The 14,850-nt window shown below is 39.2% G+C and carries 12 protein-coding genes; all 12 read right to left on the bottom strand.

Annotated features, from left to right (window positions below; genetic code table 11):
- Positions 1-96 precede the first annotated feature (96 nt).
- Positions 97-1,197 carry a stage V sporulation protein E gene (spoVE, locus tag HU823_RS15225; protein ID WP_144700917.1) on the bottom strand — a complete coding sequence of 367 codons (1,101 nt, stop codon included), beginning with the start codon at positions 1,195-1,197 and terminating at the stop codon, positions 97-99.
- A gap of 36 nt (positions 1,198-1,233) precedes the next feature.
- Complete coding sequence (gene murD / locus HU823_RS15220; protein WP_197222586.1) at positions 1,234-2,586, bottom strand: UDP-N-acetylmuramoyl-L-alanine--D-glutamate ligase; 1,353 nt, start codon at positions 2,584-2,586, stop codon at positions 1,234-1,236.
- Positions 2,587-3,561 carry a phospho-N-acetylmuramoyl-pentapeptide-transferase gene (gene mraY / locus HU823_RS15215; RefSeq protein WP_144700921.1) on the bottom strand — a complete coding sequence of 325 codons (975 nt, stop codon included), beginning with the start codon at positions 3,559-3,561 and terminating at the stop codon, positions 2,587-2,589. It abuts the gene before it with no gap.
- Positions 3,558-4,940: a UDP-N-acetylmuramoyl-tripeptide--D-alanyl-D-alanine ligase gene (locus HU823_RS15210; RefSeq protein WP_197222585.1), complete on the bottom strand. Its 1,383-nt coding sequence runs from the start codon at positions 4,938-4,940 to the stop codon at positions 3,558-3,560. Before HU823_RS15210 ends, mraY begins: the two co-directional genes overlap by 4 nt.
- Positions 4,937-6,403 (bottom strand): UDP-N-acetylmuramoyl-L-alanyl-D-glutamate--2,6-diaminopimelate ligase, encoded by a 1,467-nt coding sequence (locus HU823_RS15205; protein ID WP_197222584.1) that lies wholly within the window; start codon positions 6,401-6,403, stop codon positions 4,937-4,939. The genes HU823_RS15210 and HU823_RS15205 overlap by 4 nt, the downstream gene beginning before the upstream one ends.
- Positions 6,404-6,626: 223 nt before the next feature.
- Positions 6,627-8,561 carry a stage V sporulation protein D gene (locus HU823_RS15200; RefSeq protein WP_144700927.1) on the bottom strand — a complete coding sequence of 645 codons (1,935 nt, stop codon included), beginning with the start codon at positions 8,559-8,561 and terminating at the stop codon, positions 6,627-6,629.
- Between the two features lie 63 nt (positions 8,562-8,624).
- Positions 8,625-10,847: a penicillin-binding protein gene (locus HU823_RS15195; protein ID WP_197222583.1), complete on the bottom strand. Its 2,223-nt coding sequence runs from the start codon at positions 10,845-10,847 to the stop codon at positions 8,625-8,627.
- Positions 10,848-10,862: 15 nt separating this feature from the next.
- Positions 10,863-11,222 carry a cell division protein FtsL gene (gene ftsL / locus HU823_RS15190; RefSeq protein WP_144700931.1) on the bottom strand — a complete coding sequence of 120 codons (360 nt, stop codon included), beginning with the start codon at positions 11,220-11,222 and terminating at the stop codon, positions 10,863-10,865.
- Between the two features lie 14 nt (positions 11,223-11,236).
- Entirely contained in the window at positions 11,237-12,169 is a 933-nt protein-coding gene (gene rsmH / locus HU823_RS15185) for a 16S rRNA (cytosine(1402)-N(4))-methyltransferase RsmH (RefSeq protein WP_197222582.1), read from the bottom strand.
- A 31-nt stretch (positions 12,170-12,200) separates the two neighbouring features.
- Positions 12,201-12,632, bottom strand: coding sequence for a division/cell wall cluster transcriptional repressor MraZ (gene mraZ, locus HU823_RS15180; RefSeq protein ID WP_144700935.1), 432 nt, complete (start codon positions 12,630-12,632; stop codon positions 12,201-12,203).
- Positions 12,633-12,760: 128 nt separating this feature from the next.
- Entirely contained in the window at positions 12,761-14,383 is a 1,623-nt protein-coding gene (gene bshC, locus HU823_RS15175) for a bacillithiol biosynthesis cysteine-adding enzyme BshC (protein WP_197222581.1), read from the bottom strand.
- Positions 14,384-14,463: 80 nt separating this feature from the next.
- A complete protein-coding gene (locus HU823_RS15170) occupies positions 14,464-14,847 on the bottom strand; it encodes a DUF3397 domain-containing protein (protein ID WP_197222580.1) in 384 nt (127 codons plus the stop codon).
- Positions 14,848-14,850: the final 3 nt, after the last annotated feature.

Raw genomic sequence — 14,850 nt, 5'->3', positions numbered from 1 at the left:
GACTCCAGAAAAAGAAGTTACCCTGCCATAATTGACAGGGTAACGTCTTTAAATCGCTATGTTTAGAATAAGAGAATTTCCTTTGAAACTCAAGTATTAATACCTTGAATACCGGCTAATATTGAGGATTACTCCAATTGACGCGAGCATTAGAGTTAATGAAGATCCTCCATAACTTAAAAATGGAAGTGTTATTCCAGTTACAGGCATCAATCCTGTTACAACTCCGATATTAATCATCACTTGAATAGCGACCATCCCTATAATTCCTATCGCTAAAAAGCTACCGAATAGATCTGGAGCTCCTAAAGCGATCCTGATTCCTCGCCATAAGAGAAGACTAAAGAGGATTAATACAAAAACAGCGCCGATAAAACCAAGCTCCTCCGAGAGGATCGCAAAAATAAAATCCGTTTGAGGTTCAGGTAGGTAACCGAATTTTTGTCTGCTCTGCCCTAAACCTAATCCAAGCAATCCACCTGGTCCGAGTGAATAGAGAGATTGGATAATCTGAAATCCGCTGCCTAAAGGATCACTCCAAGGATCAAGGAAAGAAGTGATCCTCTTAATTCGATAAGGAGCAGAAATAATTAATCCCGCAAGTCCGATAAGACCGATTAAAGCCATCCCTACAAAATGGGAGATACGCGCACCTGCAACAAAAACCATCACAATACTTGTTCCGACCATTACTGCTCCTGTTCCTAGGTCGGGCTGAAGCATAATCATGCCAAATGCGATCATCACTAATCCAAGAGTAGGTACTAAACCTTTTTTAAGAGAAGTGATCTTTTTTTGATGCTCTGATAGATACTTAGCCAGGAAAGTAATCATGGCCAGTTTCATAAATTCAGACGGCTGTATAGAAAAAGCACCTACACCAATCCAGCTTCTAGCACCACCACGCACCATACCAATACCTGGGACAAGAACCGCGATCAATAATACAAAACAAATAATCAGAAGAATCTTAGACCAGACTCTCCACGTCATGTAATTGATGTTCATGATAAAAAACATCGCTGCAATACCCACACCGGCAAATAACAATTGTCGCTTTGCAAAAAAGAACGCATCATCAAACTTGTATAGCCCTAAATCTGCACTAGCGCTATAAACCATTATTATGCCGATCGATAACAACATAAGCGTAACTACAATCATTATGATATCAGGGGTTGATTTCGTTGCAGGCAAAGGGAAACACCTCAACTCTTCTTATTTGTACAAACCTTATTTAAGTTTATGCACAGAGTTGATAAACATGTCCCCTCTTTGTTCAAATGTCTTATATTGATCCCAGCTAGCACATGCAGGAGACAATAAAATGACATCTTCTTCGGCAGATAGACTGTACGCAAGGGGAACAGCATCTTCCACATTATCAGCACGTTTTATCGTTTCTATTCCTGCCTGTTCCGCTGTATCCGCTAATTTATCAGCTGTTTGACCAAAAGTAACGATCGCTTTTACATTTTTTAGTGATGGAAGCAGATCATCAAATGAATTTCCACGATCAAGACCACCAGCTAGTAAGATGACGGGTTGTTCAAATGCAGACAACGCTGCATTCGTCGCTAATATATTCGTAGCTTTTGAATCATTATAAAAACGTCTGCCATTAAACTCTCCTACGTACTGCAGACGGTGTTTAACCCCAGGAAACGAAGTTAGAACTTGATGTATCTGTTTCAACGTAGCACCGGCTAATAAGGATGCCGCGACAGCTGCCATAATATTAGACAGATTATGTTTACCTGGCAACACGATCTCACTTAGATCAATAACTTTTTGGTCCTGAAAATAAAGGGCACCATCTTCAACATAAACCCCACCATCATATTTTTTTGTTACAGAAAATGGGATATGCTGCGCTTTAGAATCCTTCATCAAATGTGAAACACGTTCATCATCTGCGTTATAAATCACATAATCAGATGGATCTTGGTTCTCAGTAATCTTAGCTTTTGCTTTTCCGTATTCATCAAGAGAACCATGATAATCTAAGTGTGCTTCAAATAGGTTCAGAAAAACGGCAATCTGTGGCTTAAAACGCTCTGTTCCCATCAATTGAAAGCTAGAAAGTTCAGCTACTAATATATCTTTCTCTGTCGACTCCGCTGCTACCTCAGAGAACACAGTACCTATATTCCCTGCTACGATAGGTGTCTTATCACTGTTTTTTAACATATCACCAATAAGAGTAGTGGTTGTTGTCTTACCGTTTGAACCTGTAATCGCAATAATTGATGCCTCTGAAATCATACCTGCTATTTCCACTTCAGTATAAACTGGAATGTTACGTTTAACCGCTTCAGCAATCAAAGGGTTTTGATATGGAATTCCTGGATTCTTTACAATGAAATCCAACTTTTCATCTAGTAATGTCAGCGGATGATCGCCACATACTACTTTAATTCCAAGCTTCTCAAGTTTTTCTGCTTCCACATTACCTTCTCTAGGACTTTTATCGTTCACTGTTAATTGTGCCCCAAACGAATGAAGCAGTTTTGCACCAGCAAAACCGCTCTTAGCTAACCCTACGATTAATATCTTTTTGTTTTTAAAAAATGTAGTGTCTTTCATCTATACCCACACCTCTAAATAAATTCCTAATGCTGCAAATACCAATCCTACAAGCCAAAATGTAACGACGATGCGCCATTCACTCCAGCCTGACAGTTCATAATGATGATGAAGCGGGCTCATCTTAAAGACACGCTTACGAGTAAGTTTAAACGATGCTACTTGAATCATTACAGAAAGCGTTTCGATTACAAAAACTCCACCGATAATAACTAGTAAAATCTCAAGCTTTGTTAGGATCGCGACCGCGCTAATCGCACCACCTAATGCAAGTGAGCCAGTGTCTCCCATAAATACTTTTGCTGGGTGTGCATTAAAAACTAAAAAACCTAGTACTGCACCAACCACCGCTACACAAAAAATAGCAGCTTCAAATTGAAGAATTGTAGAAGACAAAACAGCAAACGCACCAAAAGCAATAGCTGCTGTTCCAGCTAACAGTCCATCCAATCCATCCGTAAGGTTTACCGCATTTGAAGCACCGATTAACATGAATACAACTAATATTGGGTAAAACCATCCTAGATCAAACGAAACATCTGTTCCAGGAACCGAAATTTCTGTTGAGAAATCAATGGCTCTTAGCCCAAGGAAGAAAAGAGCTGCAATGATTAATTGACCTACTAATTTTTGTTTTGATGTTAAACCTAGATTTCTTTTCTTAACTACTTTAATAAAATCATCTAAAAATCCTATAAGTCCGTATCCTAATGTAACAAGGATAAGCAAGTGGGTCTCTGCCGTAACAGCAAAAAACTTAGCAGTCATCGCATATGTCGCGATAACTAGGGCTAAGACGATAACAATCCCGCCCATTGTAGGTGTTCCCTGCTTTTTTTGGTGAGATTTTGGGCCTTCATCCCGAATGCTCTGCCCAAATTTTAATCTTCTTAAAAACGGGATAAAAAAGGGTGAACTTAATACCGCGATTAAGAAGGATGCAACTAATGTAAATAATAAGACTTGCTCAATCATTTTTTCGACTCCTGTTCTTTCTCTACAAATTTCGAGACTAGGGTTTCTAATACCATCCCTCTTGATGCTTTAAAAAGAATAGCAGTGTCTTTTGATAATAATTTAGCAATAGGTTCTTCCGCTTCTTCTTTTGTTAGACATTGAATAACCTCAAGTCCGTCATTTTTTTGTTTCTTTAGTTCGTCTGCAATCCAAGCACCTTTTTGCCCCACGCATATCACATGAGAAATCGATTCATTCACATGCTTCGCTATGTTTCGATGCATCTCTTCTTCATTTGAACCTAATTCATACATATCTCCAAGAACTGCAACTTTATTAGAATAATCTTTTAGTTCAGCAAGTGTATCTAGAGCTGCAATCATACTCGTTGGACTAGCGTTATAGGCATCGTTGATAAGAAGAGTATCCTTCTTACCGCTTTTCATTTCAAGACGCATGGAAGTAACTTTAAGGTTCTCAAGCCCTTCTAGTATCTTATTTTCTTCGATATTCAAGTAATGCCCTACAGCTATGGCGTATGCTGCATTTTTTATATTATGTCGTCCTAACATCGGTATGCGATACACAGTTGTACCTTCTTCTAAAGAAAACGTAACACCATGTGCATCTGTCTTAAGGTTAGATAACTTCAATGTGTTGGAATCACCAAATCCAACTTGCAGAACGTTCTCACCTTTTACATGTGAAAGAAGCGGCTCATCTCCATCGATGATAAACAGCCCGCCTTGTTTTAATCCATCTGCAATCTCAAGTTTCGCTTTAGCGATTCCTTCACGACTACCAAGCTGTTCAAGATGGCTTTCACCGATATTTGTAATAACAGCAACATCTGGCTCTGCGATCTTACTTAAAAGTGATATCTCACCATAATCACTCATACCCATTTCTAGGATCAATACTTCTGTAGTATCTTCCATCGCTAGGATGGTCAAAGGCATTCCAATATGATTATTATAATTTCCTTGCGTTTTAAACGTCTTAAAGTTTTCAGAGGAAACACTTTCGATCATATCTTTTGTCGTTGTTTTTCCGTTACTACCCGTTACAGCTACTACAACAGGATTGATCTTCTTCAAGTAATATTTAGAGATATCTTGCAAAAATGTTACTGTGTCTTTTGTGTAAAGGATAGGAAAACCTTCCGGCAATCCTTCTGGAAGATCTTTTCCTTCTTGCCAGACTGTAGCCGTGCAACCTTGCTCGATCGCATTTAACAGAAAATCGTGACCATCAAACCGCTCACCGGCTATCGGTAAATATAGGGCATTCTCGCTTTTATGTCTCGTATCTTTAGAAACACCTTCTAATATTAAGTTCTCATACTTACCACTCGTACGATCTGCTAATGAGACCAGTTCTTTAAAATCTAATTTCATTTTTTCACCGCCTTAATTGCTTCCCTTGCAACGATCCTATCATCGAATTCTAATATATCTTTTCCAATGATTTGATAGGTTTCATGACCTTTTCCGGCTATAAGTATAACATCGTTTGCACGAGCCTTTTCAACCGCATGTTCGATTGCCTTTTTTCGGTCAGGGATGGTCACATAATTCCCATCGTCTACACCCTCTTCCATATCTTTTAAGATTTGAAGAGGATCTTCTGTTCGTGGATTATCACTTGTGAAGATGGCATGATCAGCTAAGTTAGCCGCAATTCCTGCCATGAGTGGCCGCTTGGTCTTATCACGGTCACCACCACATCCTACGATCGCTGTTATTTTCCCGGTTGCAAACTCTTTAATCGTTCGTAATACATTCTCTAAACTATCTGGCGTATGTGCGTAATCAACGATTACCGTAAAATCTTGACCTGCAATAACAGGTTCAAATCTGCCAGAAACGCCAGTTACTTCTTTTAGACTAGCAAGAATCTGATCCAGATCTAATCCAGATAACAAACAGGCTGTGGTTGCTGCGAGCACATTATAAACAGAAAACTTTCCGATAAGCTTCAATGTAACTTCTCTTGAACCTATAGGAGTTTGCAGCTTAAACGTAGTGCCTTGCGATCCGATCAATATATCGGTTGCTCGAACGTCGCTATCGTTGTCAATTCCATAAGAAACAACCTGTGCGGAAGTCACTCTTTCAAACATTTTTGAAGCTGGATCATCATTATTAAGAACAGCGACTTTACGATCTGATCTGTTATAAGTATTACCCATTTGTGAGAACAGAAGACTCTTTGCAAACTGGTATTCTTCCATATTCTTATGGTAGTCCAAATGATCTTGTGTCAAGTTCGTGAAAACAGCGATATCAAAGTCACATCCCCATACTCTACCTTGAACGAGAGCATGCGAAGACACTTCCATTACGGCCGCTTCCACTTTTTCTTCGGTCATTTGATAAAAAGCATTCTGCAAAAATAATGAATCAGGTGTAGTATTCGCTACCTTAAAGCTTTGATCTTTTATTTTCATTTCAATCGTGCCGATCATCCCAGTGCTTTTCCCAGCATCTCTTAAAACTTTTTCAATGAGATGAGAAGTTGTCGTCTTCCCATTCGTACCGGTAATCCCAATCAAATGGAGTTTTTGGGAGGGATGACCATAAAAAGCATCTGCTAGAACCGCAAGAGCTTTTTTTGTGTTTTTAACTTTTATAACAGGAATGTTAACATCAATATCTTTCTCGGCTAAAATAGCAGCAGCTCCGTTATTCGCAACGGTTTTTGCAAAATCATGTCCATCAAACAGAAGCCCTTCCATACATACAAAGAGACAGCCTTTCCCAGCTTTCCTGGAATCCATTTCAATGGAGGTAATTTCAGGATTGGCTTGAATATCCATTTCATAGTTCACTAAATATGTAAGCAGTTCTTTTAATTCCATTAATCCTGATCTCTCCTCTAATCATCGTTAAGCGTATAGTCAAAAATAGCGAAATCTCACATGTGTTGCAGCTCATATAAAGGTCTTTTTTGGTGTTATCTTATATGCCGTTCGAATAAGTGCACCAAAATAACATCTTTCTATAAAAGAGCGTTTTATATGCATCTTTAAAGAAAATAAGCCAAGCAAGATTCCGCGCTTGGCTATGTGTACATTCTTTATTTTAATCTTCCACTTCTTTTTTGTCACCCAAAAATAAACGAATCGTTTTACCAGCTTCTAGCTTTACGCCAGCTTTAGGAGCTTGCTGTACGATGTAGTTCCCTTTTCCGGATGTTTCAATTTTGAGATTATACAGCAAGTTCGTAAGCTCTTTCGTTTGTTTTCCGACTAAATCTGGAACGACTACTTCAGGAGCATCGAGCCATGTTTTCTCTTTTTCTATCTGATCTTTTTGCTTTTTAACGCCCATAGCAGAAAGGCTGTCTTCTATAATATTACCAACGATTGGCGCTGCCACAATCCCACCAAACTGCAGTGTTTCTTTTGGATTATCTATAGCAACATAAACAACGATTTCAGGATTGTTAGCAGGAGCCATCCCGATAAAGGAGACGATATGGTTGTTCTTTAAATAAACGCCACCTTCAGCCTTTTGAGCAGTCCCCGTTTTCCCTCCAACCCGGTAACCATCAACGAATGCATTCTTTCCAGTCCCTTGAGCTACAACACTTTCTAATGCGCGTCTAACTTCTTTAGACGTTTTTTCAGAGATCACTTTTCTTTTAAGTTTTGGTGTCTGCTTACTAACGACTTTCCCAGTAATAGGATCCACTAATTCTTTAGCTATATATGGTTCGTACAGATAGCCTCCGTTTACGGCCGCAGACACAGCAGCTACTTGTTGAATTGGAGTCACAGAAACACCTTGCCCGAATGCGGTTGTTGCAAGTTCTAGCGGTCCAACACGATCTAAGGAGAATAATATTCCTTTACCTTCACCAGCCAAATCAACACCTGTCTTTTCTCCAAATCCAAAGTCTTTAATATATTCAAATAGTTTATCTTTACCTAGACGTTGACCAAGAATAACAAACCCTGGGTTGCATGAATTTTGAACACCTTCTAAGAAGGTCTGACTGCCATGCCCTCCCGCTTTCCAGCATTTAAGCTTTCTCCCTGCAACTTCTATCGATCCAGGATCGTGAAAATGATCTTTATCTAAGTCAACTTTATCTTCTTCGAGTGCTGCAGCAAGCGTGATGATCTTGAAGGTAGAGCCTGGTTCATATTGAGCCCACACTGGTAAATTTCGATTGTATACTTCCGGCGAAACTCGTTTGTACTCTTCCGGGTCAAAATCCGGTCGTGAACTCATTCCAAGGATTTCACCAGTATTCGGATTCATCGCTATAGCGATTGCTCCATCAGGGTCATAGGTAGCTTGTGCGATATCAAGCTCTCGCTCAATAATGGTTTGAACACGTGAATCTGTCGTTAATCTGAGGTCATAGCCATCTTTCGGTTTTTCATACTTGTCCGATAACGATGGCATTCTGCGTCCCCTTGCGTCCGAGAAGAAAGAGATATGACCTTTTTCACCGTTCAGCTGTTCATCATAATAGAGTTCTAGTCCTGTGAGCCCTTGACTGTCAATACCTGCAAATCCAAGTACATGAGAAAGATAGGATCCGTACGGGTAGTGCCTTTTGCTATCTTCTGCAACAAAAACACCTGGTAGATTCAAAGCTTCAACTTCTTTTGCCTTCGTATTGCTGATCTTTCGTCCTCCATTATCGATTCTCACGATAGAGGCTTTCTTTGTGAGTCTTTGGTACACTTCTGTTTTCGATATATTTAACAAAGCAGCCAACTTTTCAGCAGTTTCTTCAGGTTCCTTAATCTGCCTTGGAACGACAAAGACGGTCGGAGCGCTAATATTTGTGGCGAGTACCACGTCATTACGATCTAGAATCTTTCCCCTTTTTGGTTCAAAAGGAATGTCTCTGCTCCAAGAATCAAGGGCTTGATCTGTCAACATATCTCCAAGCACAAATTGAACGTAGCCAAGTCTTACAGAAATAACAAAAAAGAAAGCTATTCCAAAAACAAGAACAAAAATTAAGCGCCTGCGTACAGTTACATTCGAAACTCGCACACACAATACCTCCCTTGTATGTCTCGTTTCAAATATATGCTTGTACACAAGCGCCTAGAACATTTAGTCTGTTAGCGGAAGATCTTCATCTTGTGACTGTTCCTCACTAGAACCTGGGTCTTCCACGTTCTCTTCTTCTTCAGAATCTGTTTCTGATTCTGTTACTTTAGGAGGTTCTAGTTGAACAACAAAGAAATCTCCTTCTTTAACGGGGTTTCCGGGTTTAATGCTTTGTTTTACTGCAAATCCACTTCCCGTTATCGTTTCTTTCAATCCAAGAAGCTTGCTGATCCTTAAGATATCCATGTAAGACCAGTCTTTAACATCAGGCATTTTTGCATCACCAGACGTTCTTAATATGACTCTTTCACCTTTCATAACATAAGCACCCTCATATGGTTCTTGGTTGGTGATATCCTTACCTGAACCAATGACGGAAACCTGCATTCCGAGTTTTTCTAAATCACTCTTTGCTTTCTCAGCAGATTGTCCAGTGTAATCTGGTAATTCTTTACCATAAGATTTCTTTATTTTAGAAGCTTGATTTTTCACTTTAGCTTCAGGCTGAATATTTAAATATTGGAGCCCGCTTTTCATAACGCTTGTAAAAATATTAGCTACTGGTGTAGAACCCATCTCAGGGAACTCAACCTTAGGACGTTCCACAGCTACATATACTAAAAGTTTAGGGTCATCTTTAGGAGCCATTCCCAAGAAAGAGAATACGTTCTCTCCCCAACCAGAGATGTACTTTCCGTCTTTTCCTACAATCTGTGCCGTTCCTGTCTTTCCAGCTACGCTATAACCATCGATCATATAAGGTTTACCTGTTCCATCCGTTACTACTGTTTCTAATATATCTCGTACTTGTTTTGCAGTTTCTTCAGAAATAGGTTTACCCGCTACTTTCGGCTCATTTGATAACACCGTCTTCTTCGTTTCTGGGTCCATGATCTTGTCGATCACGTATGGTCTCATCATCTTACCACCATTTGCAATAGCTGTAGCGGCTTGAATCTGTTGAATCGGAGTGACGGTCGTTCCTTGGCCGAACGCAGTGGTTACTTTTTCGATCTCATAGTTATAAAGAATTGATCCACTCTTCTCATTCGGCAGGTCAATGTTCGTCTTTTGATCTAATCCAAATTTAGAGAGATAACTTCTATATTTCTCATAACCTAGTTTTTCGCGTACAAGTTTTGAGAACGCAACGTTAGAAGAATTTTGAACTCCTTCATTATAAGTAATCGGTCCCCAGCCTCTTTTATTATGATCGTAGATTGGTCTTCCGATGTTCGGAAGCTTGTACGACCCAGATTGGAACACCTCATTACCGTTGTATTTACCTTCTTCAATGGCTGCTGCCAATGTGAAAATCTTCATTGTTGATCCCGGTTCAAACGGATATGAAACAGCGAAGTTCGTATAGTTTTTTATATCCTTTTTGTTCGGATTAAAACTAGGTGAATTACTCATCGCGAGAATTCTTCCCGTCTTCGGATCAGCAACGATGCCAGTAATCTTTTCTGGCTTATATTTCTTAGCAGCTTCTTGCACCGCTTCATCTAAGTACAGTTGAATCTTCTCATCAAGAGTTAAATAGATATCCTGACCATGTTTCGGTGGTGTGATCGATTCTTTATTTGCTGGAATCGCACGACTGAAAGCATCACCAACAAAGGAGATTTTGCCATCCTTTTCTTGTAAATACTTATCTAGGGATTTTTCAAGTCCCATCAGTCCAGTCTGGACGCCTTCTTCACCATTTCCAGTGTATCCTAGTACATGAGCGGCAAAGCCTTGGTTAGGATAATAGCGTCTAGATTCTCTTAAGAAATCTACACCCGGAATCTTCATCTTTTCGATCTGCTCTTTTTTGCGATAAGAAACTTTTCTTCCAGATGGGATCTCAACTTGAAATCTGCCTTCTTTACTCAAAAGCTCTTCTAAGTCTTCTTTGTCAGAATCTAGTACTTTTGAAAGTTTTTCTGCAGCTTCTTCTGGGTCTTTTATATGATTAGGATACTTTTTGTCGAGAATGGCAATCACGCTGTATGATGGAATATCTTGTGCTATCACTTCACCGTTCCGGTCAAACATCGTTCCACGCTTCGCATCTAAGACGTCACTCTTCAACCATTTTCTCTTACCATATTCGATCAAGTCGACCCCTTCTGCGGATTGAGAGGAAGCTACAAGAAAGAACTTACTTGTTAATACAAAAAAGAGCACGGTAAACACAACCATCAGAATACCTGCTCCAACGTTTTTTCTTTTTAATTTCATAACAACACCTGCTTTTTAGTCCTGAACCACTTTTACGTTCTTATCGTCAAAGATGAATCCTTGTTCCTTTGCCAACTTCATGATGCGTTCTGGATTGCTAAGTTCTGTTACTTGAAGGTGATAATCTTCAACGATCTTTGTTTCAGCAGTAAGGTCCTTTTGAATACTCTCAACTTCAGCAGTTGCCTGATAAACAGACGCGTATAGAGAAATGAGCCAAATCAATCCGGCAATTAAGACGACCCCCATAGCTCCCCACAATACGACTTCACCTTTTGTAAATATTTTTCGGGATGGTTGCTGTACCGGTTTTGGGTTTCTTTCTGGCTGTAACTGTACTTGTTGTTTTTGAACTTGATAGGCTAAATTGCTCACTTTAGCTCTCCTCTCTATTTTTGTTTTTCCGCGACCCTCAATTTCGCTGAGCGTGATCTTCTGTTTTCTTCAAGCTCGTTGTCTGTAGGTACGATTGGTTTTCTCGTGATGAGTTTTAATTGTGGTTTGTATTCTTCTGGTATAACCGGCAGTCCTGGAGGGAGTTCCGGACCTGTGCTTGCTTTTTTTAGTATATTTTTACACGCACGATCTTCTAAAGAATGAAATGTGATAACTGCAATCCTGCCACCGACAGCCAATAGTTCAATGGAATCATGCAGCGCATCTTCAAAAGCGTTCAATTCATCATTTACAGCGATACGAATGGCTTGGAAAGTCCGTTTTGCAGGATGGCCACCTGTTCTTCTTGCAGGAGCAGGTATAGCATCCTTTATTATTTCGACAAGTTCGCCAGTTGTTTGAATTTCTTTTTTCTCACGAGCCGCTTCAATCTTTCTAGCGATCTGTTTAGCGAATTTTTCTTCGCCATATCTTGAGATAATCTTCATCAACTCATTGAACGTCCATTCATTCACAACTTCTTTTGCTGTAAGATCACTTGATTGATCCATTCGCATATCAAGTTCAGCATCATGCTGGTAGCTAAACCCTCTATCCGCTTCATCTAGTTGCGGAGATGAGACACCTAGATCAAAAAGGATGCCATCCACTTTATGTATGCCACGTTTAGAAAGCTCTTCTTTAATATGACGGAAATTGCTGCGAATAATCGTATACTTTCCTTCATGTTCCTTTAGTACCTGACGGGCGTTTTCAATAGCTATGTCATCTTGATCAAATGCATATAGATGGCCAGTTTCTAATTGAGACAGAATAAGTGCACTATGACCTGCCCCACCTAACGTACAATCAACATAAATTCCATCTGGTCTCACGTGTAAAGCATCTACTGATTCTTGTTTTAAAACGGTTATATGGTCAAACATGGAAAATTCCTCTCTGCAATAAACTTAAGGGTTATAAATCAAAATCCATCAGACTTTCTGCAATTTCTCCAAATGAGTCTTCTGATTTTGAGAAGTATTCTTCCCAAATTGATTTACTCCAAATTTCAATTCTATTCGACACACCTATCACTACGCAATCCTTTTCTAGTTTTGCATAGTCTCTGAGCGGAGATGCAATGTTCACTCTTCCCTGTTTATCTAACTGACATTCAGCAGCTCCAGAAAAGAAAAAACGAGTAAATGCACGTGCATCCTTTTTAGTGAATGGCAAACTCTTCAGTTTATCTTCGATGACTTTCCACTCATTTAAAGGATATCCGAATACACATTGATCCAACCCGCGAGTTAAGATAAACTCTGTGCCTAGTTCTTCACGAAATTTGGAGGGGATGATCATACGTCCTTTTTCGTCGATGCTGTGCTGATACTCTCCCATGAACATATGATCACCCCACTTTCTCCCCTAAATCTACCACAACGCTCCACTTTTCACCACTACAAGTATTATTCGTGTACAAAAAAAAAAATCCTGCTGTAGGACAGGATTTTTTCTAAAATATTTTATCGTTTTTAAACGTATACAATCTTATGTTTTCCATTGAATTGATAAGGGTATTGTACAAGTTTGTTCACCAGATAAGAGCCTTCTTCATTTACGAATTGATAGATGTTCCAAATCCTCTCTTGCAAGATTCCAGTTGGTTTTAATTGGAGCATGATCTCATCAAATTCGGCAAGTGGTTCTTTTACCTTTTTTCGAACACGCTGTTTAAGCTTATCCTCCATATAGTCGATCTCTGATAAAATTCTTTTCAAATTGTGATCCGCAACGGAAAGAAGCTTTGAATCTATATCTTCTGCTAGCTTTATCAGCTTTTCATAAGAAGAAGTAAACTCTGCTCTTACAGACTGCACTGTTTCATTAGTCTCGATGGGACGGTTTAAAGTAAACCACTCGCGTTTATATTCTTCCGTACCATTCTCTAAAACTTGTTTTACTGTTAATTTCTTTGAATGAAGCAATTCGTTAACCTCAGCAGTTACGAGAGTAAAGGAAAGCCTTGGTGTTAATATCGGCATCATCCTATCAAATTGGCTAAAAACCCTTCCAAGAACAGCCCAATAGGCAATTTCACCAGGTCCAGCAACAAACGATAACACAGGTAGAAGAAACTCTTGCATCAAAGGACGTGTCACGACATTATTGCTGAATTTTTCTGGGTGTTCAACCGCTTCTTCAAGTAGTTCTGCTTTTGAGATCGTGAAGTCTTTCTCTTTAGAGGAGAATCCATCTTCATGACGATACAACAAGATCCGTTCCTGATTCTTCGTATAGAATAGATGTGCGTTGTTGTCTTGAACCTCTATCGGTGCGGAATAACCACTTTTGCACAGTTCTTCCGTACGTACGTTAAAAGCCTTATCGATCTCGCTGTTATGAAGAATCATCTCTTTTAACATCATCGATTGCAGTTTTTTAAACGCAGGATCACCAGAATCTAATACAATTAGGCCGTCTTCAGAAAACCATTTAGCAAGAAGCTTTGCGAAAAATGTAACGATTGAATCTGATTCCTTCAAGATACGTTCTGTCTCTGCAACTAGATCACTAGTAAAAGCTGTTTCACCAAAGGAACGAAATACTTCCTTCAACCAAGGTTGAACCTCATCTCTATTCCATTCCCATTGTGAGGCTGAAGATTTAATGCTGCCCGCTGACTTTAATGATACTTTTTTCGCGGTGTTGTTCTTGGGAACCATAACATGGTTGATCTCATCCATATCATGATCTTCACCAGCTATCCAGAATATTGGAACAACCGGAACATTTAATTCTTTTTCAGCTTGTTTTGCTAGTTGAATAGTACTGATGCACTTGTAGATCACTAAAAGCGGTCCAGTTAGAAGTCCTGCTTGTTGTCCACCAACCACAGCTACACTATCTTCTGCATTCAACTTTTGTATGTTTTCTATTGTTTTAGGAGAGGAACCAACCTTTTGATTATAAGAAGTCAGATAATCCGTAAGACCCTGTCTAGGAAACGAATAACGCTTCAATTCCTGTTGTCTTTTTGTCCATTCATGCTTGTCATAAGGAGATTTATAATCAAAAAAACGGACAACCTCCGCATCTCCGTTGGAGTACCCTTCTAAAAAAGGCGATGTATGAAGCTGCATTTCCTCCAGTCTCATTTATGAACTTCCTTTCTACGTATCAATTACATCCTTAACGAGTATAGCAAAGAACGATTGAAGAACATAAAAAATATGCTCTAAATGTCCAAAATACGTAAAACGATTCCATATGTCATCAACGAAAAGTAACCAATTGAAAGAACAAGAAACTGCAGACGCCAATTTAACCTAAGTATTTTTCCGATAGACAGATCCAAATCATTTTTCCAAATCACATATGTAAAAAGTAAACAGCCGAATAGAAATACGAGTAGAAGAATCCAGTAATAAGAATGGCCCCAAATTTCAATAGTCATTCTTTCAATAGCAAAAAATAAAAATAACGTTGTACTATCAACACCCACCTTAAAGGCTTTTTTCCTTTTTTTCGTAAGCTTTAGCATGCTCTTATTAACAAGAAAAAAGACAATATAAGGAACGGTTATTAAAGTAGCAATAATCGCACCTAGAACACTTGCCAATCT

This window comes from Fictibacillus sp. 18YEL24, assembly GCF_015903855.1.
Lineage (GTDB): Bacteria > Bacillota > Bacilli > Bacillales > Fictibacillaceae > Fictibacillus > Fictibacillus phosphorivorans_C.
Note: the sequence above shows the minus strand (reverse complement) of the source record. Positions and strands in the feature narration are given on the sequence as shown.